This window comes from Pseudomonas sp. NFACC08-1 (genome assembly GCF_900106735.1).
Classification (GTDB): Bacteria; Pseudomonadota; Gammaproteobacteria; order Pseudomonadales; family Pseudomonadaceae; genus Aquipseudomonas; species Aquipseudomonas fluorescens_Q.
This window is the reverse complement of record NZ_FNNL01000002.1, coordinates 1-25,218: the sequence shown is the minus strand read 5'-3', so window position 1 is coordinate 25,218 and position 25,218 is coordinate 1. Positions and strand designations below refer to the sequence as shown.

General features: G+C 52.5%; 18 protein-coding genes. 8 read left to right on the top strand and 10 right to left on the bottom strand.

Translation table 11 applies throughout. The features are described from left to right. Positions 1-9 precede the first annotated feature (9 nt). Positions 10-261, top strand: coding sequence for a hypothetical protein (locus BLU76_RS03925; protein ID WP_063321941.1), 252 nt, complete (start codon positions 10-12; stop codon positions 259-261). Between the two features lie 64 nt (positions 262-325). Here the strand turns inward: BLU76_RS03925 and BLU76_RS03920 are convergent, their stop codons facing one another. After that, positions 326-1,192 carry a DNA/RNA non-specific endonuclease gene (locus BLU76_RS03920; protein ID WP_092148158.1) on the bottom strand — a complete coding sequence of 289 codons (867 nt, stop codon included), beginning with the start codon at positions 1,190-1,192 and terminating at the stop codon, positions 326-328. 637 nt (positions 1,193-1,829) lie between these two features. Between BLU76_RS03920 and BLU76_RS03915 the strand changes: the two genes are divergently transcribed. The 6 genes from BLU76_RS03915 (at position 1,830) to BLU76_RS03890 (ending at position 10,719) form a co-directional block, all read left to right on the top strand. Next, positions 1,830-2,300 (top strand): lysozyme inhibitor LprI family protein, encoded by a 471-nt coding sequence (locus BLU76_RS03915; RefSeq protein ID WP_092148161.1) that lies wholly within the window; start codon positions 1,830-1,832, stop codon positions 2,298-2,300. A 285-nt stretch (positions 2,301-2,585) separates the two neighbouring features. Beyond that, positions 2,586-4,220, top strand: a complete 1,635-nt coding sequence (locus BLU76_RS03910) for a Shedu anti-phage system protein SduA domain-containing protein (RefSeq protein ID WP_092148164.1) — start codon at positions 2,586-2,588, stop codon at positions 4,218-4,220. 532 nt (positions 4,221-4,752) lie between these two features. Beyond that, positions 4,753-6,834, top strand: a complete 2,082-nt coding sequence (locus BLU76_RS03905; RefSeq protein ID WP_092148167.1) for an ATP-dependent nuclease — start codon at positions 4,753-4,755, stop codon at positions 6,832-6,834. Continuing rightward, positions 6,831-8,564 (top strand): UvrD-helicase domain-containing protein, encoded by a 1,734-nt coding sequence (locus tag BLU76_RS03900; RefSeq protein WP_092148170.1) that lies wholly within the window; start codon positions 6,831-6,833, stop codon positions 8,562-8,564. Before BLU76_RS03905 ends, BLU76_RS03900 begins: the two co-directional genes overlap by 4 nt. A gap of 371 nt (positions 8,565-8,935) precedes the next feature. After that, a complete protein-coding gene (locus BLU76_RS03895) occupies positions 8,936-10,021 on the top strand; it encodes a hypothetical protein (protein ID WP_092151251.1) in 1,086 nt (361 codons plus the stop codon). A gap of 251 nt (positions 10,022-10,272) precedes the next feature. After that, the gene (locus BLU76_RS03890; RefSeq protein ID WP_092151129.1) at positions 10,273-10,719 is read left to right on the top strand and encodes a GNAT family N-acetyltransferase; all 447 of its coding nucleotides are present in this window, start codon (positions 10,273-10,275) and stop codon (positions 10,717-10,719) included. Between the two features lie 195 nt (positions 10,720-10,914). Here BLU76_RS03890 and BLU76_RS03885 read toward each other — a convergent pair whose 3' ends face one another. The 4 genes from BLU76_RS03885 to BLU76_RS03870 form a co-directional block, all read right to left on the bottom strand. Continuing rightward, positions 10,915-12,648, bottom strand: a complete 1,734-nt coding sequence (locus BLU76_RS03885) for a hypothetical protein (protein WP_092151126.1) — start codon at positions 12,646-12,648, stop codon at positions 10,915-10,917. 199 nt (positions 12,649-12,847) lie between these two features. Further along, the gene (gene umuC / locus BLU76_RS03880) at positions 12,848-14,125 is read right to left on the bottom strand and encodes a translesion error-prone DNA polymerase V subunit UmuC (protein WP_092151123.1); all 1,278 of its coding nucleotides are present in this window, start codon (positions 14,123-14,125) and stop codon (positions 12,848-12,850) included. Beyond that, positions 14,118-14,543, bottom strand: coding sequence for a LexA family protein (locus BLU76_RS03875; protein WP_092151120.1), 426 nt, complete (start codon positions 14,541-14,543; stop codon positions 14,118-14,120). The genes umuC and BLU76_RS03875 overlap by 8 nt, the downstream gene beginning before the upstream one ends. A gap of 283 nt (positions 14,544-14,826) precedes the next feature. After that, positions 14,827-15,972 carry a hypothetical protein gene (locus BLU76_RS03870; RefSeq protein WP_092151117.1) on the bottom strand — a complete coding sequence of 382 codons (1,146 nt, stop codon included), beginning with the start codon at positions 15,970-15,972 and terminating at the stop codon, positions 14,827-14,829. A gap of 255 nt (positions 15,973-16,227) precedes the next feature. Between BLU76_RS03870 and BLU76_RS03865 the strand changes: the two genes are divergently transcribed. Beyond that, positions 16,228-16,443: a hypothetical protein gene (locus BLU76_RS03865; protein ID WP_092151114.1), complete on the top strand. Its 216-nt coding sequence runs from the start codon at positions 16,228-16,230 to the stop codon at positions 16,441-16,443. Positions 16,444-16,470: 27 nt separating this feature from the next. Here BLU76_RS03865 and BLU76_RS03860 read toward each other — a convergent pair whose 3' ends face one another. The 5 genes from BLU76_RS03860 to BLU76_RS03840 form a co-directional block, all read right to left on the bottom strand. Further along, the gene (locus BLU76_RS03860) at positions 16,471-17,145 is read right to left on the bottom strand and encodes a hypothetical protein (RefSeq protein ID WP_092152612.1); all 675 of its coding nucleotides are present in this window, start codon (positions 17,143-17,145) and stop codon (positions 16,471-16,473) included. 400 nt (positions 17,146-17,545) lie between these two features. Next, positions 17,546-18,862 (bottom strand): DUF6161 domain-containing protein, encoded by a 1,317-nt coding sequence (locus tag BLU76_RS03855; RefSeq protein ID WP_092151108.1) that lies wholly within the window; start codon positions 18,860-18,862, stop codon positions 17,546-17,548. A 189-nt stretch (positions 18,863-19,051) separates the two neighbouring features. Beyond that, positions 19,052-20,020 carry an HNH endonuclease gene (locus BLU76_RS03850; RefSeq protein WP_092151105.1) on the bottom strand — a complete coding sequence of 323 codons (969 nt, stop codon included), beginning with the start codon at positions 20,018-20,020 and terminating at the stop codon, positions 19,052-19,054. A 33-nt stretch (positions 20,021-20,053) separates the two neighbouring features. Further along, positions 20,054-22,990: a UvrD-helicase domain-containing protein gene (locus BLU76_RS03845; RefSeq protein ID WP_256572628.1), complete on the bottom strand. Its 2,937-nt coding sequence runs from the start codon at positions 22,988-22,990 to the stop codon at positions 20,054-20,056. Positions 22,991-23,345: 355 nt separating this feature from the next. After that, a partial coding sequence (locus tag BLU76_RS03840) for a calcium-binding protein (protein ID WP_305882107.1) occupies positions 23,346-25,218 on the bottom strand: 1,873 nt, incomplete at its 5' end.

The following is a 25,218-nucleotide window of genomic DNA, read 5'->3' as shown; positions in this document are numbered from 1 at the left end:
GAGGCCTTAATGAAAATGGACCTAGCTCTGTACCAAGCGTTGATGTCGATCAACGTCCCTGAGCAGAAAGCCCATGCCGTGATCGAAGCAATGGAGTCTGACATGCATACCCTTCTCGCAACCAAAAGTGATCTCGCTAATCTCGAACACCGGTTAACGGCTGAGATTGCAAAAGCCGACGTGAGGCTGACAATCCGCATGGGTGTCATCACGTCCGCTGCTGTTGGCATTATTCTCACGGCTATGAAATTTCTTCACTGATCTTTCGATCACCTTAGACGTACTGAAAACCACCTGTTCATGACAGGTGGTTTTCTATGCGGCTTTAGCTGTTGGATAGCTCTGCTGTCGCATTGCAGCCGATTTTCTGAGACAACTGCCCTTTCTTCGCTTTCAGCTCTGTCTGGATGTCCTGAGGTAATGCACTCCAGAACGTTAATCCCGAGCGCTCCTCGATCTCATACACCGTTACCCGGAAGTCGCAGAAATTGGCGGAGCGCGGTGTGCTCTGCTCCATGATGAATGCTGCGTACAGTCCATTTTCGGGCGTGCTACCAGTGAAGATGACCTTCCAGTACCCGCTTGGGATCGTGTGGACTTTGTTTGTGCCTGGTAGCGAGCCAATGTTCCTTTCGTACAGAGGGCCGGTGGTCACATAAACGGCATCAACATCAGGTGCCTTGCTAAGGCTGCGCTCTTGATCCTCCAAGCGTGCCCATGCGCCTCGGTTCAGGTCCATTTTTTGAGGCGTGATGTTGGTGAGATAGTTCAGCGTTTGCCAATCCGATACCGCCCCCATGGAAGCAAGGTTCGCTTGGTGGCCCCTGTCTATTTTTAGGGCTACGCTGGCTCCGTTGTAATCGACTGGGTTCAGTGTTTGGTCAGCTGGAACGTCTGGGTCGGTTTTCCAGTTTCGCGGACGCCCGCTGGCTGGGGTTTCCTTGGTAATTTTGTAAGCGACCCAGTTCGCGAACTTCGTAGAGCCGTTGTTGTTTAGCGTATAGGCCTGCCGGTTGAGCGTAACATCGCTTCCACCGGATGGGCAGCCGACTGCGCAGTTGTCGATGGTTGTTGGCTGGGTCAGGAGCCGCTTGGGTGTGTCAGGAGCGTCTGTTGGTCCAGGGGTGGTGCAGGCAGCTATCAGTGGGAAGATGAGGAGTGAGATCAGTTTTATGTTTTGCATTCCTTGCATTGAGACCGTTTCCTGAAAAATGGCCCGTGAGCATAAGGCTCAGTTTTCAGCGAAACCACTCCTGTAGCCTTTCAAAGCATGTATTAGAAAATCATTGCCCGTTTTCCGACACATGCCCCGGGCTTCCGACATTATGAGCTAAGGTGCCCCTGCCCGGGTTCATCCACGGTCATGCATTAAGCAGATCACAAACGCCACATTTTTTGCATCCCCACCTAGCCGGACGGGTTAACAAAGCTGGGGCCAGTACCGGATTTAGGCGACTATGCAATCCTTTATAGGCAGAGATCAACGAGGAGCAGATGCGCAGACGACTGCGTTCGGCCGAGGCTGTGTAAAAATATTTTCGAGCGCGACAGGTACACAACACAGGACTGGAAATCGCGAATCTGGGCGAAATCCACATCTGATGACGTGCCGATAAATTTCAGATTTCACGTAGACGCGCGCACTTCATTTTTGACAAAGCGTTTTTACACGCTCTGGGCCAGAAGCGGACGTTGCCTCGGGCTGGTTTCTTCTGCAATCGAGAAGTCTTGTGAACTTTTTACTAACGGCGTTCAGTCCTCGTCTTTAGAAAATGTCTGTCTTTCGCCACGATCCGATTTCTAAGTCTCTGTTGTATTCCGCGCGGTAGATGATCACACCTGATCAATGCGGGTCGTTGGAGCATTTCAATCCATACGACCTTGGCATTCACCCAATGAAATCACGCCTTTTTATGTTACTGACCGTCTCGATTTCCCATGCATGGGGCGCCGCTATTGAGCAAAAGGCATGTGATGCCGCCGGCAACGGTATTTTGCAGGTCACGCAATGCATGGAGCACCTCGCCGTTCAAAAGCGTGCTGCCGTCGAGCATCTGTACGCGGATTCTTTGGCAAAAGCTCCTGAAAGCTCGGATGACGTACGCGCCACTCGGCAGCAGTTCGAGCAAGAACATGCCTCATGGAAAACGTATGTGCACGAGCATTGCAGTTTCTATGGCGGGGTATCGGAAGGAGCCAGTGCCTGGATAAGTCTTGCTGCATTGCGTTGCGAGCTTAATGAGTTAGATGCTCGCAGCTCTTTTTTGCAAAACATCCCGTGGAATCCAGAGCGTTATTAATCGTATTGGCGATCTAGGCTCAGCAGTATTGGTAGCAGCTTGTATTGCTAAACCAGGCTCAGACCAGCGTCTGCTTCTGGCCGGTCGCCGCCGTTGATGAACGACGGCGACCGGCCAAAAGAGGATGCGCCCCCTGTTGTATGCTGGTTCGGCTATTTTTCAGAATTATCCTCTCACCGAACTACGACCCTAGCGCGAAGGATAGTCGGCAATGTAGCAGGCGGTGGCAGAAGTGATACCTTAATGGCGTTCGCACCCTGCGTTCAACACCTAAGGAAAGCCCGGATGCAAGAGCTGGAAGCACATTACATGGACGGTTCGCTGGCAACGGATACCAGGCTATCGCTTAGCGAAAACGACCTTCCACCTGGTACCGAACCCATGCTGCAGCAGGTCCGCCAAGGCACCCTGCGTGAAATCGTGCAAGGCGAGCATCGTACGCCCGATGTCAATGAGATCGTCAGTTGGGTGCGTAACTGTTATCGCAAGAATCCCTTAATCGGCGATATAGCCCGTGCGATGTTCGTGATCAACGAAGATTTGGTGGTGGCCGATTCGGAGTTGCCTACCCCCGACGAAGTACTGCGCGATCTTCATCGCCTAGAAAAGTTAAAGCTGGATCGCGAGTTCTTTGTCTCCTCCACCTTCGAGGGCCGGCCCTGTGGCGTCCTATTTAGGCGCTCGGAAATGGTGGATGGCGGAGTTCTGTTCGAAATTACGGTTTTTGGGCGCGAAGGGTTGTCTGGCAAGGTGGGGCAATTGAACCTGCAGCTATCGAGCACTCGACCGGAGCCATTCATTTCCATGTGCACGGAAGAAGGCTGGGTCCGGTTCGAGCGCGAGTACGCCGTGCAGGTGGCGCACATAATCTTCCTTCTGCAATGCCTGTATCAATACAAGAAATACCTTTATCCGGTACTGCCGCTGAATTCGATCGTCGATAACCGCAAGGACCGCCCCCGCGACAACCCGTACCTGGTGCAGCTCATCACCCGTGCTTACCATGGTAAGGTGGCGTGCACGCGGGTCAGGGTAGACCTTGCCATTGTGCAGCCTCGGGACATTGACTATGCACTGCGTATCCCGGATGAGGACATTAGCCGGTTCATCACCCATGCTAGAACCACCGATATCCTTTTGTACGAAGAGAACGGCGCGCTGGTCATGGACGACGACTATATCGTCTATATGGCATGCAGGGCGCTTGGTCTGACGCGGGTGAAAGCAGTGATTGTAGGTGCCTTCGACCAGCCGCTTGCCGAGGTAATGGAGGTAGGGGGGCGCGAGCTAATACCGCCCATAGGCGTCACTCGCCGGGACAATCGCTCGCGCCGGGGCAGCGTCGACAAGCAACATTTGCTGCAACGCAAGGTAACAGCGCTGGGGCCAAAGGTCTCTCAGTCGGCAAGGTTTGAGCGCAACTTCATTGAGTTGTGCCAGCTATTGGGCCGGGTCGGCACGCGTGAAAAAGACCTGCACCGTTTCCTCAAGCAGCACACCCAAGTACTGGACTCCCATGTGGCAGCGGTCTACAGCGAAGTTCGCATCGGCAAATACCGTGCAGACCTGGTGCTGCAATACCGCCAATCGGACAAGCGTGTTGTGCTGGTGGAGCTCGAACCCCACAGCGCGCAGATATTCACCAAGCGCAATAGCCAGCGGCACAAGGTGACCCACGCAGCGCAGCAGGTGCAGGACTGGATCAGGGAGATCCATAACAACGCGAGTAACCTGCCACAGTGGCTGGCGGGCAACTATGCCGCAGAAGGTATGGTGGTGATCGGGCGCTCTAAGGATTTGACGCAGGAGCAGAAAGACACCTTGATGATCCATAACGCAAAGTCAGATATCAAGATTCTCACTTACGATGACCTTCTGGAGCGCTTCCAGCGCTTGATCGAGGTGCTCGACAAGCGATGATCAAAGCCTAGATGTGGTACAGACTGGTCTTCAAAGCGCCATCCCACCGCTTGAGCGCGAACTTCCGATTTAGGTGGTGTGGCGCTCAGTTAACTTGATGAATTGCGGCAACTTTATACCAGTTTTTATCTTGAACAGTCGCCCAGTGGTTCGTTGCGTAGTGCAGTTCATCGCGACGGTCTGCTGTCGGCCAGGAGCTGCCCTTAGTCACAGGCTGCGTTCGGCCAAAAGCGCCCCCTCAGTGCTCATCAAAGGACAACTGACCTGCTGCAAAGACGTCAGTTGCATGCCAAGTTACTACTCGACTTACGAGCCTTCGCTGACCTCACGCTAATATGGATGATTTATAGCAATGCGAACTGCGTAGGCTTGTGGAACAGTGAGACAGTAAGGGCTGGCTCGGCTAGAAGTGGTATTTGACGGTAACGTTTTGTTAGCAAGGCGCCACACATACCGTTCACCAAGTAAGAACAAAAATATACATTTCCGGCGAATAAGACGCCGCTTAGGAAAGCCAATCGGGGGAGCTAGAATGCGAATCGAGAAGGTTAGAGTCGAGGGATTTCGACTGCTTCAGGATGTTGAGATCATGCTGGAAGAAAATTCCACAGTGATCGTGGGACGCAACAACAGCGGAAAGACATCGTTTACCGACATTTTTGATCGCTTCACTGGAGAGACCGGGGCAAGGTTTCGCCTTGAAGACTTCTCCCCCGCACAGCGCGAGCGATTCTTCGCTGCAAAGATGCTTAGAGAACAAGCGACAAAGCCGGAGGACGTACTCGCGGCACTCCCGACGCATGCTCTTACGCTCACCTTCCGCTACGACAGTACCGCCCCGAATTTAGGACCTCTTTCGCCTTTCGTCATTGACTTGGATCTAGACTCCACCACTGCCATTGTGCGCCTCGAATACCGAGCGACACTGGCAACCCTCCATACACTGCTCGATACCCCTTCCGCACCAGAAGGTGTCGAACCAAGAACACACTTCTTCCGCTCATTGCGCGACACGGTGCCCAAGGCATACAGCATTCATATGTTCGCCATCGACCCCACCGACGCTACCAATCGCCGTGATTTTGAGGGCACAGTCGCGCTAACGGCTTTGCTGCAGTGTAATTTCGTTCGGGCACAAAGAACTCTCGACCATGCGAAGCATGGCGATGCCGATGTCATTGGGAAATTGCTCAGCGCGTTATTCAAAACTGCCTCCGCACCAACTGCTGCGGCTGCAGATCAGGAGTTGGCGGCGAAGCTGAAGGCATCCGTCGAAGACATCGAGCGCAATGTTCAAGGCGACTTCGACGAGATGCTGAAAAAGCTTTTGCCAGCCATGGAGGTACTGGGCTTTCCGAGCCTCAACGATACCGAGCTTCGACCCGAGACCTCATTGAACGTTGAGGCCCTGCTGTCGGACCACACAAAGGTGGTTTACACAGGCACAGACGGGGTACATCTCCCGGAGGGCTATAATGGCCTCGGCACTCGCAACCTGATCTACATGCTGTTGCAGCTCGAGAGTTACCACAAGGCCTATCGAGCCAAGACAACCCGTCCAGCAACTCACCTAATATTCATCGAAGAGCCTGAAGCTCACTTGCATCCGCAGATGCAAGAAGTTTTTATCAACCAGCTGAATGCCGCCATTGGAAAACTGTCGACGAGCTACCCTGAAGAGGCTGCGTGGAACGTTCAGTTCGTCATCACGACGCATTCTCCGCATGTGGCAAATACCGCTTCGTTTGAAGCAGTGCGGTATTTCCTAAATGAGTCGCCAGCCCCAGAAAATGCTCGTCAGACCAAGGTCAAAGACTTCAAGAAGGGCTTGAGCAGCATTTCTCCCGACGACCAAGACTTCCTGCATCAGTACATGACGTTAACCAAGTGTGACCTGTACTTTGCGGACAAGGCCATCATGGTTGAGGGGACAACGGAGAGGCTACTGATGCCCCGTCTGTGCGAATTGGTTGATAAGTCGCTCGAGGACAAGCACAAGCTAGCCAGACAGTATGTGACCTGCGTCGAGGTCGGCGGAGCACATGCGCACATCTTTTATCCACTCCTCGACTTCCTCGAGCTCAAGACCTTGGTCGTCACCGACCTAGATTCAACCAAGCCGGTGGAAAAGCAGAACAAGCATGGGAAAAATATTACGACTTGGGACAAGTGCCCCGTGGCTGAAGGCGAGCGGACATCGAATGCAGCAATCAAGGATTGGTTTCGTCCCGATGACACCGCGGATAAGGATGGCTGGCAGATCACTCCGGCAGAGCTTGTTGCCAAGACTGCTGAAGAGAAGCAAAGCGGTTACCGTCGCATTGCCTATCAGATTGCAGAGAAGCCTGGCACTAACATTTGTGCCCGCAGCTATGAAGATGCACTCGTCCTAGCAAACCCCGATCGATTTAAATGGCCTAAGGAACAGGACGAGGCATCTGAGGCATGGGAGATCGCCAAGGGGCTCGCGAAAGCGGATACGGCTTTGCGGTTTGCCATTCGCGAAAAGGAATGGACGGTGCCCCGCTACATCCAGGAAGGCCTAGGATGGCTTTCCGCCCCGCCTGCTCGCGCGAAGAACGTGGAAGTACCAGTTAAGGAGGAGGCGGTATGACGGAGCCTACTGAAAATCCCGCACTCGTTGCTGCACAAGAGGCCCAAAGAAAGATCGATGAGGCTCTTGATGCTGGTTATAGCTTTCGCCTTGAAGCCGGCGCAGGCGCAGGCAAGACGTATTCCCTGGTCGCCGCGCTTAAGCGATTGATTACAGAGCGAGGCCCAGCCTTGGTTCAAGCGGGGCAAAAGGTAGCTTGCATCACCTATACCGAGGTTGCCCGTAACGAAATTGCCCAGGAGATTGAGGATCACCCCGCCATATTGGTCAATACCATCCACGGATTTTCCTGGGCGTTCCTGCACCAGTTTCAAAAAGCGCTGCGTGACCTCGTGGGTGAAATGGATGACCGGAAAGAAAAGATCGAACAAGGCGGAGGAATCGGATCAAAGTCTGTGGATTACAACTTGGGATACTTTAGCGTCGATACCGACAGAATCACGCTGAGCCACGACGACATTCCCGAGATGATGGCCAATCTCCTGCAGAAGGAAAAGTTTCGACGTCTCTTGAGCCAACAGTTTCCAGTGATCTTCATCGACGAGTATCAAGATACCCATCCCCAGTTTATGGAGGCAATTACCGAGCACTTCTTGAGACCCGCCACAGGTCCGCTCATTGGTCTATTTGGGGACCACTGGCAGACCATTTATCGCAGTGAACACGAGCTCGCAGAGTACCCGATAAAAGAAATTCCCAAAGGCTCCAACTTTCGATCAGTACCTGCAATTGTCGATGTGCTGAACAAACTGCGCCCTGAACTGAAGCAGGCCGTCCATGAACCCGAGGCGAAGGGCGAGGCACGGTTCTTTCACACCAACGCCTACAAAGGTCAACGGACCAATGACAGGCACTCCAAAGAGGATCTTCCACCCGACCTAGCGCGACGCACTCGAGAAGACTTGATGCAGCGACTGCAAGCCGAGGGCTGGGACCTGAGCAAGACGAAGGTACTGATGCTCACCCACAACGTCCTGGCCGCTGAACAGGGTTATCCCAACCTCGCAGAGGTATTTAGCGGTCGCACCGAACAATTCGTAAAGAAGGAAGACCCGGCGATCAAGTTCTTTGTAGAAGTAGTCGAACCCATGTGTGCGGCCTATGATGCATCTCGCTTCGGCGATATGTTCAGGGTGTTCGGCTCCGGTCCTACGATCACCAAGCATGAAGACAAATCCTGTTGGCGTCGCGACATGGATACCCTCCAGATGCTGCGTGCAGATGGCACGATTGGACAGGTCATCGACCACCTAAAAGCAACGAAACGCCCATCGCCACCGGATCGTCTGCTCCGGCGCGAGGAAGAGCTCAGAGCCCTAAATGGCGACGCCATACCTGACGATGCCTCCGCACTTCAGCGGTACAGCAATCTGCGGAAAATACCTTACAGAGAGGTTATCGAGGTGGTCAAATTCATTGAGAAACAGACCTCCTTTGCCACACAGCATAGCGTCAAGGGCGCCGAGTTTGAGAATGTTTTGGTCGTGCTGGGAGGGGGCTGGAATCACTACAACTGGCCTCAGCTACTAGAGCTTGTTAAGACAAAAGCGCTGAGTAGCAAGAATACGAAGGGCTTTTATCGTGCCCGCAACCTCTTCTATGTCTCTATATCCCGCCCCATGACTCGGCTCGCAGTGCTTGCCACGCAAACCATGCCGGGAACCGCCCTCGAAGCGATAAACAACCTGTTTGGAAGCGACAACGTCGAAGAGCTTGCTATCGCAATATGAAAAAACATAGACCAGGCGAACCGGGTGATTAAAACCGGGAAGCCCCAGCTACCTACGTCCACTTTGGGCCGAAAGCAGTCGGTCGCCAACGGCAGCAATCGGCCAGAAGCGGACGGTCTGGCCTTTAAATAAATACGTCGCCTTTTTCGAGTTGGTTGAGTAAAGACCTAATGCGGCGCATTGCTGATTGGGCTTCAAAAAGAAATGGACAGTTCAGATTGCACTCTCCTCCAAAGCATCGTTACCAGACGAACAGAACTCAATAAAAGGCCCGCAGAATTTCTTGAGTTGGCAGCGTATTGATCTACGCTGATCTCTGCACGTATGCATCGCCATTCCACTCGCAATATCCGCACGGACACTACACCTGTATGGCGGCGCATTCGATCGTTAACGGCGTATGGGGGGAATCGGTGATGGCGAAAAACGTCTTGGTGACAATTTGGGAGCGCAATACGAAAGAAACGCAGTGTCGGCTTTCTGATGACCAGACGCTGCAGGTAAAAATTCAAAATCGGATGGCCTGTATTGAAGGAATGATTGGTCAGGCCGAGAAGACATGGCCGTCATACCATAGTTGGCTTGAATCCTTACCAAACCAAGCTGGTCTGTCTCCTGCAGATTTCGATCTACACCTCTTTGTTGCGCCCGAGTATTTGTTCGCTAAATCGGCTCCACGCCCCTACATCAATGAGATGGACAAGGAAATAGTCCGAGCCTGTAGTACCGCTTTGGCGAGCTCCAACAGCAAATTGATTTTGATCCCTGGCACTGTGCTGTGGGCAAAGTCCATGATTAGACCCGAAGGTCGTAAGTTTAGACGCGGTACTGAGGAGGAGAAGACCACTCCGCGGGATTTCTCAAAGCACCGTGAGCCAACAGATTTTGGGCTGAGGTTTGCTCCGCAATCAGCACAGCGGCAGTACCAGAAGTACCGAAATCAGGTGTTCAATGCCATTGACCAATGGACCTTAGAGGACCCTTCTCCAGAACGGCATATGGCGCGCAACACTGCATTTGTTTGTATGGGGGATCAGGTCGTAACCCAGCATAAACGCTTTGAAAACATCGGGCTCTATGGTCTGGAAGAACCGGATAATCAGTCCGATTGGACCGACCTTATTTTCGTTCCGGGAACCAGCGCGCCAATTCCGCTCAAGGAAGGTTTGAGGCTGGGGTTGGAAATATGCGCTGAGCATGCTTGCAAACCTGCGCTTATGTTTTCAGGCGGTGGCTTGGATTTCCATGTATTGATATCTGCCAGTATTGAAGTGAATCCTGCGGCGGTTGCTGCAAAAAGGGGAGGCTACGTGATCCACGCCGACTCTTCAGGGGCAACCGTATACGAAGTCGGAGCCGGAAAGGCATTGAGTACTGTTGGATGTAGCTACCAAGTGGACGTTTATGATTCAGGCGCGCCGGCGGGGACTGCAAAAACTTACATGTGCATGGTGTGATACTTAGACACTAATACGGTGCCTAAAGGGGGGGGCAGTTAATAGTTACTTTGCGAGAAATTAAGTTTGTCACCTTTACCCCAGGATAACTGCTATCGGCCGATAGCGGCCTTAGGGTAAGGGCAGCAGTCGGCCAGGAGCGGTCATTCCGGAGGAGAAATAGTCTCTCCACTTTTCACCGTTGCGCTTGACCCTATTCCCTCCTTACGGCTACATGCGCGTACTGATCAAAAAACAAGGAAGATCCCCACATGCCCCGCCTGGTCTGGCTGCGCGACCATATGCAACACAGCGACACCCTGGCGCAGTGGCTGCATCAGCAGTTCGCATACGAGTTTATCGAGCAGCCCTTGGCCGAATTCGCGGAGGGCCAGGGCAACGGTGGTTGGCAATGCCTGATCGCACTAGAGAATGACCAGCTACTTGGTGGTGCTGCACTCGCAGCCAACGACCTGCCCGAGCGCCCGGAGTTGGGTCCCTGGCTCGCCTGCGTCTTTATCGCCCCGCAGGCAAGGAAGAGAGGCTTGGCGGAACAGCTAATAGAAGGCATCTGCGCCGCCGCAAAGGCCAACGGCACCACACGGCTGTACCTGCACACCCATGATCGCAGCGACTACTACTCCAAGCGTGGATGGCAGGTGCAGGAATTTTTTCAGGCCTGGGGCAAGGAGCAGCGGTTGATGCTGCGAGATCTCTGAGCTCGCCTAGGTTTAAAGACGAAGGTAGAGAGCAAAAATCTGGGAAAGCAGACGCTCGCAACAGGGATGAACAGGCCAGTAGCTGTTGATGCAGGAGCATCAATATCGTGGTCTGTCCCCAATTGTTTCTCGGAGGGTAACCAGCGTCTCTACCGCGCACCCTAATTGTTGTGTTGCGCTCCGTGCTAAGCCTACTCATTGACCAGTTTCAGTTGCACGATCTAGAAGTTTTCGCTCTTCTTCAAGTCGACGCTGAACGCGCAGAAGCTCGATTTGTTTCTCATAGGACTTTATTTTTGCATCAATAGAGTTGGCTGGTGAGTCGTTTAGGATCTGGGTAATCGCTTCCCGTTCGGTAGCTAAGTCCTTCTCATACCTGACTTGAGCCAGGCTGTCTTCCTGAGCTCCTTTGTTACTTTTTCTTATGCCGGCATTTCTGTCATCGACATACTTCAGGACTGTCTCAGCGCTTTGGACCGCGGCCTGACGAGCAGCCTCGGATCTGGCTTTCGAGTCAAAGGCCAATGTTTTAGGTGTTCCATTCTCATGAAATACTAGATCTATTTGATTGTCGGCAAACATCCCATTTCTCAAAGTGATATTTCCAACAGTCCCATACTGAGATACTGAAACTATTTGGTTGGTCAACTCACTCCTTGAATTTGCACTACTGCACAGCCCCTCACATATAATTAGTCTAGCTTCACCTGGAATTCTATAAAAAACACCATTACGCCCATCTTTCCCAGACACCTCTCTACCCTTTCCGCCCACGTTGTACTCAGTGAACGAAAGATTCTCAAGTTTAACTTGAACTTCTGGATAATTTCTTATGCACTGGAAACCACTGCCGGCAGGACAGCTCAGCGTCTTACTTCCAGTCACTCCAAAGTTTATCAAGGCGCCAATAGAACTTTGATCTACGCTAATTGTTTTTGCTATCAGCTTATCCGCCCCTGGCTGGATGTTAGACTTTTTTGTGAATCGCAGCTTTGAATACTCCGAGTCTAGCTTCGACTGTAACGCTGGCAGCCTGCTGGCGGATTTCTGAATAGAAGCCAAGCTTGCATTATTTTTAGAGATTTCTGAATCCACGTCTTTCAGCTTATCATTGTAGTATTTTTGTTGATCAGTGTTCTTATATTTATTATGGAACTCTATTTCAGACTTCAGCCATGCCGCATCTGATTTTTGAGCTAAAATTTCTTGTCTTAATTTTTCTATCTTGCCAGCATCTGCCTTAGCTTGATGTAGCTCGCCTTTTATGCTTTCAATTTCCGCGAGCTTCTCTTTCATGGGAGTGCAAGGATCAACTTGCTTCGCTTTATCAATTTGCTGCTGCTGTATTTTGGAGAATCCTTCTTTATTTAAGAAAGCTTGGAAATCTTCCATATTGGCTATATTTAGGTTAAATGCCCTGACCTGTTTGGTGTTGAGTGCGCTAATAGTACTGCTTACCAAACTCGTTACTTGCGCCTGTGGAAGGGCTATGGCTGTTGCAACACTTGCTACTGTTTTGACACTATCCACTATAAGCGGGCCAGATAAGTCGGTAGCTTTCGCCCCGGCGCTAGTGAGCAGTCCCGTTGGTGTTGTTGCGAGCTCCATTCTTGTAAGCTTCGTTAGTGCATCTAGTGCCTCGTAGTCCAATATATACGATGCGTCTGGATCCCCAGACTCGATTTTTTCTATTTTGACCTTCGCCGCATATAAGATTGAGAGCGTGTTGTTAGACGGATCTATGGTGCAACCAGTGGCTTCAAAATCAGCGGTAACATCAAATGATGTTTTAGGAAGGCGGTATTGATATCCAGGCTCGATGTTGACTTTGGCAACCGCGGTTGCGTGCTTGCTGGATATATTACTTGTGCATCCTGTACTGAGTGCAGCAAGAAAAGAGAGAAAAATTGGATAGTGCAGCTTGCTCATTCCCATCAACTCCTTTTGGTAGGTAACCACAATGTAGTCGAGTAAGGCCTAGCGGCACCGGAAAAAGGCCATTAGCCATCACTAAAGACCAGCCTTGGCTGAAGCGCAAGGCAATTACCGACGCAATGTCTGCTATTGGCCGACTGCCGACTGTAATCAGGCTATAAACTGGACCAAAGCGGTCCCCTCCCAGACCGATTTAATGGCAATGAACCCGCCATAGCTGATCCAACTTGGTGGTATAGCTCTGACTCATCATCTCCCGCCGCATCCCCCAATCAGGGTCGTCAGGCACGCTCGCAGAGCGCAGCGTCCCCCTGCCCCATCGCCCATTGATCTGGTCCAACACAGCCATCAACTTCGTCGCGTCAGCAGGCTGCGACGTGGCAAACAGATCATCGGTGTACTCCCCCGCCTGGCAGAGATTCATCAGCAACACCTCAGCTTTACTGTATTTGAAGCCAGGCCGAAAAACCCGATCCAGCGCCTCCACTGCCGCTTTCGTCAAAAGACGCACGTCGTCAGTCGGATACAGCAGCTCAACCAGCACCCCGTTGGCATACTTCGCCTCCTCCGGGTTGAACATGCCGGTACGGATGCTGACCCGAACCTTCTTGCAAAGCGACTTCTGCGCCCTGAGCTTTTCCGAAGCCCGCATCATGTAGGTGGCTACCGCCTCCTTGATAGGCGCCAGCTCGGTGAGACGCTTGCCGAACATCCGACTACAGCAGATTTCCTGCTTGGGCGGATCCGGCTCATCCAGTTCCAGACACGGCGTCCCCGCCAGCTCACGAGCCGTCTTCTCGATCACCACACTGAATTTCTTACGCAACGTCCATGGATCAGCTTTGGCTAAATCCATTGCCGTCTTGATGCCCATCTCCTCCAGGTGCAGCTTCATCTTGCGGCCCACACCCCACACTTCAGACACATCGGTATTACGCAGCACCCAGTCGCGCTTGAACGGATCGCAGATATCGACCACCCCACCCGTCTGCCCCTGCAAACGCTTGGCCGTGTGATTAGCCAGCTTTGCCAAGGTCTTGGTACGAGCAATGCCAACCCCAACCGGAATGCCGGTGCAGCGCAGCACATGGCTGCGGATCTTACGGCCGAGAGCATCCAGCCCCTCAATGCCCGTCAGGTCCGCAAAAGCCTCATCAATGCTGTAAACCTCAACCGCGGGCACCATCGATTCAATGAGCGTCATCACACGCTCACTCATATCGCCGTAGAGCGCGTAGTTTGAAGAGAACGGGACAATCCCATGCTGACGCAGCGTGTCCTTGATCTGAAAGTACGGCGCGCCCATCTTCACGTAGGGCTTGGCGTCATAGCTGCGAGCGATCACACAACCGTCGTTGTTGCTTAACACTACGATCGGCACCCGGGCCAGGTCCGGACGGAACACCCGTTCGCAACTGGCGTAGAAGCTGTTGCAATCAATCAGGGCGAAAACCGGCTGGACTTTAGACATGGCTGCGCACACTGCATGTGACAACGCCCCAGATAAGCAGCTCATCGCCCTCAAGCACGTACCTCGGTGGGTACTTTGGGTTCTCCGAATGGAGAATCACCTCCTTGCCGCGAATGCACAGTCGTTTACAGACGGGCTCGTTGTTCAACAGCGCCACGACGATATGGCCATGCACCGGCTCCAACGCCCGGTCCACTACCGCCAGATCTCCTTCAAAGATTCCAGCACCTTGCATGCTCTCCCCCGCAATCGAGACCAGGTACACATGTGGGGCACGGATATTCAGAACCTCATCCAATGAGATATGCGCTTCGATGTGATCCGCCGCAGGGGATGGAAACCCGGCTGGTACACGAAACGAACACAAGGGCAGCTTCAAGCCACCCACGGCGATAGGACCGAGAATTGAAAAGCTCATGACGCACGACTTCCGAAAAACCTGTACGAATATACAGTTAATCTTGTACAAGTTTTTGGGTCAATGTGTATAGGAACGATCTGACAGGCGGAGGTCAGAATGGGTTGCCCTGACGCAAAAGGCGATGGGAAGGAAGGCGTGTTGCATTGACGATGACGCTTACCGGGCTTCAGTCAAACATCGTCGAGTAGATTGATGGAAAAGATTCACAGGAGGATTAGCTGTGTCCGAGGGGAACTCCTGCGGCCTCCATCTAAAACCTTCCATGCTACTGGGATTCGAATCATTTCCACTCTAGGTCTGAGACGTCGAACTCAAAGACCCTGCTGCCCTCTTGGTAAAAGTCGGCCTCGACGAAGACTTTGTCGGACCTCCGAGCTCGGGCAATGAACGATGCAGCATTGCTGATGAAAAGCAGGTTGGAGCTGTGGTCGTCGGGCTCACTTGCTGACATGCGCTGGGCGTTGCCGTTAGAGAATCTCACTCGGACATCGCAGTCATCGTACCCGCAGACGAACTGTCCCTTTTCAATGGCCACATACGCCGAAGTACCCCACCGTGGGTGCTTACGGATAGTGAGCGTTGCCCGCTGGACCCCACCGTATGGAAATTTGAAATCAACAGTGTTGATGGATGACACGTAGGCCTGGCGCACAGGCTTGCCGGACATCTTGTCTTCACCGTCTGCGTAGTTCCAAGTAAGGCCCAAGCTTTGCCGGCGTGCCTTATCAGAAGCAGCTTGCTCACGGGCCTTCTGCTCCTGGGCATGCTGTTCAGCGAGCTTGGAGAATTTGTCAGCATTGGCTCGGTATGTCTGGTCAATAGAAGCAAGCTGTGAGTACGTAGAGGCTAGGCCTTTATAATCATCTTGCTTGATGTTGCTCAGAGACGTGAGGAGAGTCGCTTTGCGTTGCTGCTTGTCAGCGTCTGCCTTCTGGGCAGACACCTTCGAAAGAGCCTGGTCAATTTCGAAGCTGCCTGCATTGCTGTACTTACCGCCTAGGGCAGTGGCCCCGGAGTAGTCTTTCTTTGCGATCATCGCGTTCATCTCTGCCAAGATTGCGTCTTGGTTCGCAGCAACGTACTCGTACTTTTCTTTTTGGGCCTGTTCGGCCTTCTGCTGATTAACCAAGGCTTCCTGGGCCTGACGCTGGATGCGAGAGGTGTCCAGAGCTTCGTTGCTGGAATAGAAAAATAGGCCGAAGCAAACGAGAGCGACCACGGCACGCGCGCCTGGGGTCACAATAATGTTTACTTTTTCTTTGATTGCCCTATTGATCTGCGGGACGAAGATGCAAGCGGCTAGGAGCATGATCAGCCCCGACAGAAAGCTGGTAAACATCGCCGCCAGCCCTATGACTAGGAATAAAACGAAGAACAGCCACATCACCACGGCCTTGAAAAAACCACCAACCTTGGAATCCGACACAGCCGTATCTCCCTGGCATAAAAATGCCGAGGCATCGTAGGTGATAGCCCTATGCCAGTCAAACCCTCCCGTCCGGCGAGAGTTATTAAGGGCATCACTCAAAAATCATCGTTAGATCCAGGGCTGTTCTTCGTGATTGATGCCCACCCTCGTCAAAAACTCGGCCCAGGGAAGCTGCGGACCCGCTATTAGTGGCGCTCTCATGTCTCTGTCTCTGAATGCTACGCTTGAAATTTTCAGAGGAAGCGAAAGCAAATGTCTGGGAAATATTCGCTGACGGATGTACTGGAAAGAATCTACCGAAACCAAGTCGCGCTGGAGGCAGCTGTAATGGAGCTAACACTTCATATCGAAAAGCAGGGTTCAAAGGAGGTCGGAGACAACATCCGCGGGGCTTTGCAAACCATCGAGGAAAATGCCGGTTTCATCAAACAGGGCTTAGCTCGACTCAAGAAAAAGGATGCCGATTAGCCAGTTCTACATCCCAAGGCATCGCGCTTATCCATGGGCGATTCCTCGGTTCTCATCTTGTGCAGCACCTATCACTCGGTCAGGCGCCGATGCCAATAGGTCTTGGGGCTTTTTGCCACCCAAAAAGCTGTTGTCTGAACGGAACCAGTAAGCCATACCCCAGCTGTCCTTGTGCCCCTCGAAAACCTCAATGACTTTGGCCAGCGCCTTCAACGGCCGGTAGTTTGCATCCGGGTCCAGACCGTAGCCGGGGAAATAGTCGACCCCACCATGATTGATAGCGAAGATCTGACCTTGCTTTTTCCACTTGTTGGGCTGGGCGCTGGGGTTTCGGGTACTTAACTGCGCCACTTGTGCGATGTCGGCTGCAGTTAGCCAGTCGCCACTCCCCAAGACCGCCTTGCGAGCTTGGACCAGCATCGCCGCCTCCTTGAGCAAACGGGGCGAAGGCGGCTTACGCGAAACAAAGACTTCGGCCAATCGTTCCAGGGAATTCAAGTCTTGGCGCTCCTGCAAAACCTCGTACATTGAGAACGCCACATTTGCGAAATTCTCAGCCAATGCTTCAAAAACGTTGGGTTTGATGTGATCGAAAGACACGACCAGCACTCGATCCGCATGCGAGCGGCTCAGGCGGGCCCGTACCTCTTTGGGCGTGCCGACCAAAGTGGAAACGCCCGATTGGTCTAAAACGACGCTCATGGAAATCCCCCTGCCGGGCTATTTAGGTTATCTGCCCCTACCCTATCTACCGTAACCCTGAACATTGCCATTCGGTAGATTTAAAGGGCTCGCTTCGCAGTACTTTTATAAACGGACGGTAAACCTAACTGGCCTTTTATAGTCAGGGGGCTCGCACTCCCTTGAAACCTCCACAGTGCATACAGTGTGGCACCACGTCGTATGACGATGAGGAACGCTATGCGATAAGGCTCTGTGACCACAGTCGTACGTTCTAGAAATGGATTGAGGCGACTAGGGCACGAGATCTAAGCTGGCATACACTCAACAAAACTGCCTCAATTAGGGCTCAAAAATCGCCCCCTTGGAAACCTTGGCTGTAATTCATTTCGTCCTCCCCTAAATACTTCCCCTGACCACACTAAGCCACTTTCTTCTCCCCTAATGTTTTCAAGATTAGCTCAATGGGACTCGAGAATGGAATCTCGGCAACAGATCCTGACTGCGTAGACCTGAACAAACTTTCCAATATCAACTTTCTATCCTCATCAGACTTAAGCTTGCCCTCATTCAACAAAGCCAAATAGGTTTTTGTAAACGTTATTCGCTCAGCCGCCTCTAAAGAAAGATGAGAGTGAGTATTAAACTGACGAAGAGTAATTTTTATTAGCACACCGAGCAAAGTTATGAGTAGAGCCGCACCTGCCAAATCGGCGACCGCCGCCGACAATTCGGATGAGCTTCTACCAAGCAAAACTTTTGGAGCGGACTCTGATGCAGCAGCCAATTGCACAGCAGCCTCTGCGGGGCCCTGCTCACGTAGTAAATGAGATAATCCTGCAGCACCTCCATACCCGTAATAAGCCAACATCGATAAAAATGTCACTGACATACTTAATATTATCGCAAGGAACCATGTGAACTTGAAAAAAGAGTGTGTTTTTCTTCGAGCCGTCCAATATTGAACTGAGGCATCCAAGTCCACTTGATCATGATAGGCCGCTTTCGCCGACTCCAGCGCCGCCTTGGCTTCTAGAACGCTTGCTTTAGCTTCTTGGCGCGCTTTAGCGGCGTACTGAGAGTATATTTTCCTTCGACGTATATAAGACTTACCCAGCGCTCGCCCAAGCGAATCGACCTTCGTTTTGGAAGCAATGATTTCCTCTGTTAAGTCAGCTGCATAGCCATTTACAGCGTTGCGCGCCAAGGCGGTATGCTCAGAAAACCGTTCAAGCTGATTCCTTAGATTCGATGATCTCGCGTCCCATGCCATAGCAATAAAGTCTTGCAACGACAAACCTATCTGTATGGCCGCAGCGCGCTCGAATGCCAAACTAGGATTATCTACGAATTTTTTTATTATTGGGCTGTTACCTATTGCTTTGCGAGTGCTTTCATTAAGATATATCAATGCCAGCGCAGCAGCAACATCCCCATATTGCTCCCGAAACCTTCGTATCAAAATCCCCTCGCTGCCACTAGATTCCACATATACTCCAGAAGAGCCTAAATATACTTTTTTACTTCCCTCCAGCAAGTTTTTTCGCGCAATGTCTAGCGCATTCTTGAAGAAACCTGAGAAAATTTCAACGCCAGCATCTCGATAGAGTGAGGGCAACTCAGCCAACCACTTCCAATCAAGCTCTTCGGAGTCAAAATATTTAAAAACCTCTTCTTTCGACGAGAACTCACGAACCTCTGAATTGACCGTTAGAAATACACTTTTTAATGGTTTCAATTAACGCTCCTAGCAAAACCAATTAGATTTTAGTTCTTAAATCATTCGCACCAGACAAGACTGAATCAGTCACGCAATCCAAAAGTCCGCACCAACCTCAAAAATCCTGAAAACAACATTGAAGTGCACAACGAGTTTTTTCTACGAGCCAGTCAATCTAATTACGTTGATATCTCAGTCATTAAAACACTAGCCATTTAACAATGGCTCTGCCGCAAGAATTTGTTGAAAAAGCGCCCGAAGCACATTGCTGTTTGCACCATAATGCGCTTCCCGATGATGGTCCGGACAGAGAGCAATAACATTATCAGGAGTGTCTCCTCCGCCTTCGCTAAGCGAGACAACATGATGAGTTTCAAGATAGATATCTCCGTTACCTTTCAAAAAACCACGATGCCCGCAAAACTCACAGACTCCCTTGGACCGAGCCAACACAATCTGACGTACTTGCGCGCTGCGCTGCCAAGCAAACGTGGATATGGCACAGCGTTCAGGCTGCTCGTTCCCAACGAACTGATCCACCACTCCCACGCCGTAGGACTCAGCGGTGATAGCAGGTAACGGTTGAGCTAAGGTCCCAGAATCTCCGAGCCCGGTTCCGACGCCACTTTGGCCATTGACGTGCAAGGAACCTAATCCACGCCGCAGCAGAAAAGCCCCAGTTTGCATGTCATAACGCATCAGTTGCCAAGGCTGCGCATCAAGCAACCGAAAGTCCGCTGCCGCACGCTCATCGTCCTGCAAGGCGAGGTTCCTACTGGCTACCAAAGCAACGCGTACCAACCGGCTCTCGCGGTGGGCAATTTTGACGATTTCGTCCATTTGATAGGCGCTAGTAGCCCACTTCTTGAATCGTTGCTTGAGCGAGGGATCTCGCTGGTCATTCGAACGTTCTTCGTTAACCCGTTGCTCGTCCCTAGCATTGCCATGGTACTCCACCCCATCCTCTAGGAAACTGAGGTCGCTATGCCATAGACACAACAACACCCGACCACCACCTTCAAACGCCCAGCGATAGCAGTATTTTGGATTTTGAGCAGGTGTTCTACTGGAAGAAACGTTGTGCCAATCATTAACATCAATGCCCGCCTCAGACACAGCGTCGTACACACGCATCGTGGACGTTGGCTTGAGTTGTTCGCGCAGATCTTCGAACATGAAAAACTCCTTTGTGACCCCAAACCAGCGAGACTAATGAGCCAATATCCGAGCCTTGCAACCTACTGGCAGCGAAATCCTCGTCTCGGTATGAGAGCAGGAGTCTGCGTCATCCCGACGATAATCAGAACACCCCCAAAATTTCTTACCAGCCCCCCGTGGCACCATTCGGCCCCCAGTCAACGGACACAACGCAACCCAGCCGCCACAGTTCTCGTTGCAGATCAGGTAACGTCCTTCTTTGTGCATCTGAGACTGACAATCAGGACAGGCCGTTTCGGTATGTCCGCAGCGCGGGGAAAGCGAACAAAAGAAAAACGACTCAAGACCGTTCTTCCTCGTGCGTAGTGTCAACTCCCCTTCCTGACAAGCAGGGCAAGCCGGCGCTTGAGCAGCCACCTCCCCCGGCTCCCCAAACTCATTGATCTCTACGTCGTACTGATCATCAAGCAACTCCTTGATGAAGCTAGAAGCCTTCCCCTTCCCCACCACCAGGTAAACGCGCCGTTTGGCTCTCGTCAGCGCCACATAAAACAGACGTCGCTCCTCAGCATGAACGAACGCTTCACGTGGGGGCAAGAGTGCTTCCAACAGTGGATGGCTTGTTTTCTGAGGAGGCATTCCAAACTTACCGGTTTTATTGCCGAGCACCACAATATAGTCAGCCTCCTGCCCTTTGGAGGTATGGATGCTGTAGGTCTTGATCGTCAAATTCGGATGATTGCCATTGAGCTGCTTGAGCCCCGCCGGATCGGGCAGCAGAAAGTTGAACCGAGCCAAGATGTACACAACCGACCCCGGCTTGGCCCGCACGGCAATACGTGCCAAGACATGGGGCAAAGCCTCATCGTCTTCCAACTCAGTCCTAAGCAGCGAAACCGCTGGCGATTCCTCCAACGTATGGGTGTGAATGTTCTTTTTCAGTTGCACCGGATTGCGCATCACAAACCGACTGGCCACCGCATTGATTCGATCGTTAAAGCGAAAGGTCTTATCCAGTGCACTGATAGCGGTCGCACCAAAGAACGCCTCAAACTGTGAGGTCAAACGAATATCACTGCCGGCGAATCGATAAATCGACTGCCAATCATCCCCCACACAAAACAGCGAACCATCGGGTTGTGAACGTCGGAGCGCTTTGACCAAGCGCGCCCGCGGCTCAGAGATGTCCTGGTACTCATCTACCAGCACAAAGCGCCACGGAGCCTTGAAGTCGCCCTGCTCCGCCAGGTGCACCGCCTTCACAATCATGTCGTCATAATCGATCTGCCCCTTACCCTCTAGATCACCCTGATAACGACCGTAGATCGGCATCAGCAGCTCGAGCGCTGCCCGCATCTGATCAGGAGACGGTGCTGCATTGATACGAGCCTCCAGATCAATCCTGGCCAGATCCGCAGCCTTGTAACAAGTAAGGAGCTTTTCCAGCAGCTCGGCGAACTCAGTGACGACACCGAACTCACGAAGCGTCTCCAGCATCGCCTCATCAGGCAGAGGATTGAAGGTTACCCCAGCAGACTGCAAGCGCTTTTCCAGCAAAGGAAGTAATTGACCCTCCTGCTGCTCGAAATGGAACGTTTCGATCAAACGAGTCTGGTGTTGCTTATGTAGGTCGCGTTTCCAGACCATATCTTGATGATAGGCCTTGCGGTCAACATAGGGCGCCGTGTTGCCGTGGCGGTCCGTGCCGAAATGCTCAATGTAAACATCAAACGTCGGTAGATAAAAATCCGGATGGTAGTCCCGGCGCTCAGCCGTTCGAGTGGACACTTTATAGCGCGGCTCGTATTGGTATTCCACACCCATCTTGAACAGGAAATTGGCAATGCGACACTCAGCCATGCTTTTGACCAATTCCCCTTTAAGCGATCTGACCTCATGCGTTGCCAGGTAGGCGAAGTACTCACCCAGAGAAGCAAACTCGAAGGGATTCTTGATCGGGAACAAGTAGTTCTCGAAGTACTGCAAAAGTCGCTTGCGATAGCCCGGCTCTGACTGAAAGTCTTCAAAAGCCAATTGGACGAACCGTTTACGAGCAGCTTCATCGTCAGCCATTGGACTCAGAGACGGTTGACCCAGCAGGTCTTGACCAAGAGAGTGGAAGGTCGAGGCCTTGATACCCTTTATGCCAACACGCGCCTCCAGCCGCTCACGCATCTCCTTGGCAGCATCTCTGCCATAGGCCAGCAACAAGATGTCCTCAGGCCGCGCTTGCCCGCTGCGCACCAAGAAGGCGACGCGTCCCATCGTTGTACTGGTCTTGCCAGTACCGGCCCCGGCCAGTACCAGATTGTTGTCCTCATCCACAATGCAGGCCAGACGCTGATTAAGCGTCAGGGGCATGGACTCGATCGTGTCGAACAGATCAGTATGCTTGGCGAGACTGGTCCTCACATAGTGCTTACGCCAACGCCGTAAGCATTTCTCACCGTCATGAACCCACGACCAGGCCCGGGTCAGGATCTTGCGTTCGGGTCCCGACAGAACACCCAAGCCCCTGGCAGGTAGCGCTGGCCATTGCTTTGCTAGCTGGACCAAACGAGCATGCAGGAAGGTCCATTGCGAGCGACGGCAATAACCACGAGTCTGGAGATTTTTATAGAAGGCATTTAGGATTTGGGCGATGGCTAATACACGCTCGCCATACCACTCACGCAACGCTGCGCGCCAGATGTCATAGGGGCGCCGAACACCCCATCCGATGGCTCTTAATTGGCCAGATGGCACCGTCAGCGTTAAACAAGAGACACCCAACCACCTATCGAGACGAGGAGGCTTAGACATGTGGGTCACCAAGACCTTCGACGCCTGCCCTGTCCAGTCGACGGCAATCAACCCGTTGGATGCAAGATCCAACGATGCACAGGTGGAGCCCAACCATTTCGCCAAGCGAAAACTAAGAAAAGCGCCCTGGGTCATTGATTCTTCCCGCGATACCAGCACCGCGAAGCAGATGCTGTCTTCATCCATGCCATGCGAGTTAAGCCCTTGTACCGATCCTAATCCAGGCACCAAACCGTGCCACTACAGAGCCAGTATCGCATACAGCGCGTTGGCTCTGGCTGATTGGAGTCCTCATTGATAAACACCGAGCGACGAAAGGCTCCCTAAGGCAAGAGCCAGATCAACGAATGCAGGGGACAAAAAAAGAGGCCGAAGCTTCTTTTGAATGGTTTGACTCTCTCTGAAGGCCTATAAAACCGATGTTTCCCCAAAGCCTAGGGCATCTAGAGCTTTGGTGCCCCCTACCAAACACATCTGTTCAGGATGGGACACCTTTCTAATGCAACCGTTGAACACGGTTACACGAGCGCTCCGGATTACGCTATTTCCAGTTCGCAGCCAACACTGCATCTAGTTGAGTTCGTTGGTCTGTACTGAGGCTGGTTTCAGCTCCTGCCGGTACTCCAAAAGAGGACATTTTGTCGACCAAGTTTTGTACCTGACTATCCAATAGCCCCTTCCCATCAGCCGTTTTGAAAGCTTCAATATGGTACGCACTGGATTGGTACCAATTGCTGACCGTCAATTTCTCAGTCGCCCCAACGACACTGATTTCCAGATCGGAACCGCTACGCCTGAACCACAAGTCTTGAGGGCTTATATCTGCTCCGAATTCAAGAGCATCAGTCGCGACATAGCCGCCGTCGTAGTCTGTAACGACGTCTTTACCGTCCCCCCGGTTGAACACATAGCTGTCGGCGTAGTTACCACCGGTCAAAGTGTCATTACCGGTACCGCCGACTAAGGTGTTTCCCTTCGAGGCGGCAGCAACCGTGATGGTGTCATCACCAGCATCACCGTAGAGCTGGTTTGCCCCTGCACCTCCTAAGAGAGTGTCGTTGCCGCCTCTACCGTGGATGATGTCATTGCCAGACCAACCAACTAGGGTTTCAGTCCCTTCGGTACCGACTTGACTTAGCCCTGCTGCGGCGATGTCCTTTGAAATCCAGAACGTACCATCCGCAAACTCCACGCGTTCGAGGATACTATTAATCGCTACACCCGCCCCGGAAGTTGTGCCATCGAACCACCCCTTAATTGTTATCTGATCGATGCCGTTGCGATGCATGAACACTACATCAGCGCCGGATTTGTGGACCTGAATATCACTGGCGAGGATGCCTGCACCGAAACGTAAAGTATCGGTTCCCTGATTGCCGGCGTCATAATCCGTAATGACGTCTTTACCGTCCCCCAGGTTGAACACGTAGGTGTCAGTGAAATAGCTACCGGTCAAGGTGTCATTACCGGTGCCGCCGACCAGCGTGTTCCCTTTCGCGCCGGTAGCCACAATGACTGTGTCATCGCCGCCATCGCCGTAGAGCTGGTTAGCCCCCTCACCCCCTGACAGGGTATCGTTGCCATCCCCACCATGGATGATGTCGTTGCCAGACCAGCCTGTCAGAGTTTCGGTAGCCGCCGTACCGACTTGATTCAACCCTGTAGCGGCCATACCCGCCCACGTCCAGAACGTACCATCGGCGAACTCCACCCGCTCAATGATGTTGTTAATCAAAGCACTAGCGCCGGAAGTTGCCCCATCGAACCAGCTCTTAACCGTCACCTGGTCCGTGCCGTTGTTGTGTAGAAACACCAAATCAGAGTTGACCCTGCGGGCAGTGATGTCACTGGCGAGGATGCCCGAACCAAAACGCAGGGTATCGACCGCCAGATTGCCAGCGTCGTAGTCGGTAATGACATCTTTACCGTCCCCTAGATTGAATACATAGGTGTCCGCAAAGTAGCCACCGGTCACGGTGTCATTACCGGTGCCGCCGACCAGCGTATTACCCTTCGAGCCGGTCGCGACCATGAGTGTGTCATCCCCAGCATCGCCGTAAAGCTGGTTAGCCCCCGCCCCCCCTGACAGAGAGTCGGCACCGCCTCCACCGTGAATGATGTCATTGCCAGACCAGCCGAACAGGGTTTCGCCAGTTGCTGTACCGACCTGAGTCAGGCCCGTGGCAACCATATCCGCCCATGTCCAGAACGTGCCATCGGCGAATTCCACACGTTCAATTATGTTGTAAGTAACGACTCCTGCGCTGGAGGTTGCCCCATCAAACCAACCTTTAAATGTGACCTGATCCGTGCCATTGCTGTGCAGGAATACCAAGTCAGAATTGATTCTGCGGGTAGTGATGTCGCTGGCGAGGATGCCCGCACCGAAACGCAGGGTATCGGTCGCCGTGTTG

Excerpts from the sequence above, each read along its gene's own strand:
- BLU76_RS03925 (WP_063321941.1), top strand. The coding sequence starts at position 10 with ATGAAAATGGACCTAGCTCTGTACCAAGCGTTGATGTCGATCAACGTC.
- BLU76_RS03920 (WP_092148158.1), bottom strand. The coding sequence starts at position 1,192 with ATGCAAGGAATGCAAAACATAAAACTGATCTCACTCCTCATCTTCCCA.
- BLU76_RS03915 (WP_092148161.1), top strand. The coding sequence starts at position 1,830 with ATGATCACACCTGATCAATGCGGGTCGTTGGAGCATTTCAATCCATAC.
- BLU76_RS03910 (WP_092148164.1), top strand. The coding sequence starts at position 2,586 with ATGCAAGAGCTGGAAGCACATTACATGGACGGTTCGCTGGCAACGGAT.
- BLU76_RS03905 (WP_092148167.1), top strand. The coding sequence starts at position 4,753 with ATGCGAATCGAGAAGGTTAGAGTCGAGGGATTTCGACTGCTTCAGGAT.
- BLU76_RS03900 (WP_092148170.1), top strand. The coding sequence starts at position 6,831 with ATGACGGAGCCTACTGAAAATCCCGCACTCGTTGCTGCACAAGAGGCC.
- BLU76_RS03895 (WP_092151251.1), top strand. The coding sequence starts at position 8,936 with ATGGCGGCGCATTCGATCGTTAACGGCGTATGGGGGGAATCGGTGATG.
- BLU76_RS03890 (WP_092151129.1), top strand. The coding sequence starts at position 10,273 with ATGCCCCGCCTGGTCTGGCTGCGCGACCATATGCAACACAGCGACACC.
- BLU76_RS03885 (WP_092151126.1), bottom strand. The coding sequence starts at position 12,648 with ATGAGCAAGCTGCACTATCCAATTTTTCTCTCTTTTCTTGCTGCACTC.
- umuC (WP_092151123.1), bottom strand. The coding sequence starts at position 14,125 with ATGTCTAAAGTCCAGCCGGTTTTCGCCCTGATTGATTGCAACAGCTTC.
- BLU76_RS03875 (WP_092151120.1), bottom strand. The coding sequence starts at position 14,543 with ATGAGCTTTTCAATTCTCGGTCCTATCGCCGTGGGTGGCTTGAAGCTG.
- BLU76_RS03865 (WP_092151114.1), top strand. The coding sequence starts at position 16,228 with ATGTCTGGGAAATATTCGCTGACGGATGTACTGGAAAGAATCTACCGA.
- BLU76_RS03860 (WP_092152612.1), bottom strand. The coding sequence starts at position 17,145 with ATGAGCGTCGTTTTAGACCAATCGGGCGTTTCCACTTTGGTCGGCACG.
- BLU76_RS03850 (WP_092151105.1), bottom strand. The coding sequence starts at position 20,020 with ATGTTCGAAGATCTGCGCGAACAACTCAAGCCAACGTCCACGATGCGT.
- BLU76_RS03845 (WP_256572628.1), bottom strand. The coding sequence starts at position 22,990 with ATGGATGAAGACAGCATCTGCTTCGCGGTGCTGGTATCGCGGGAAGAA.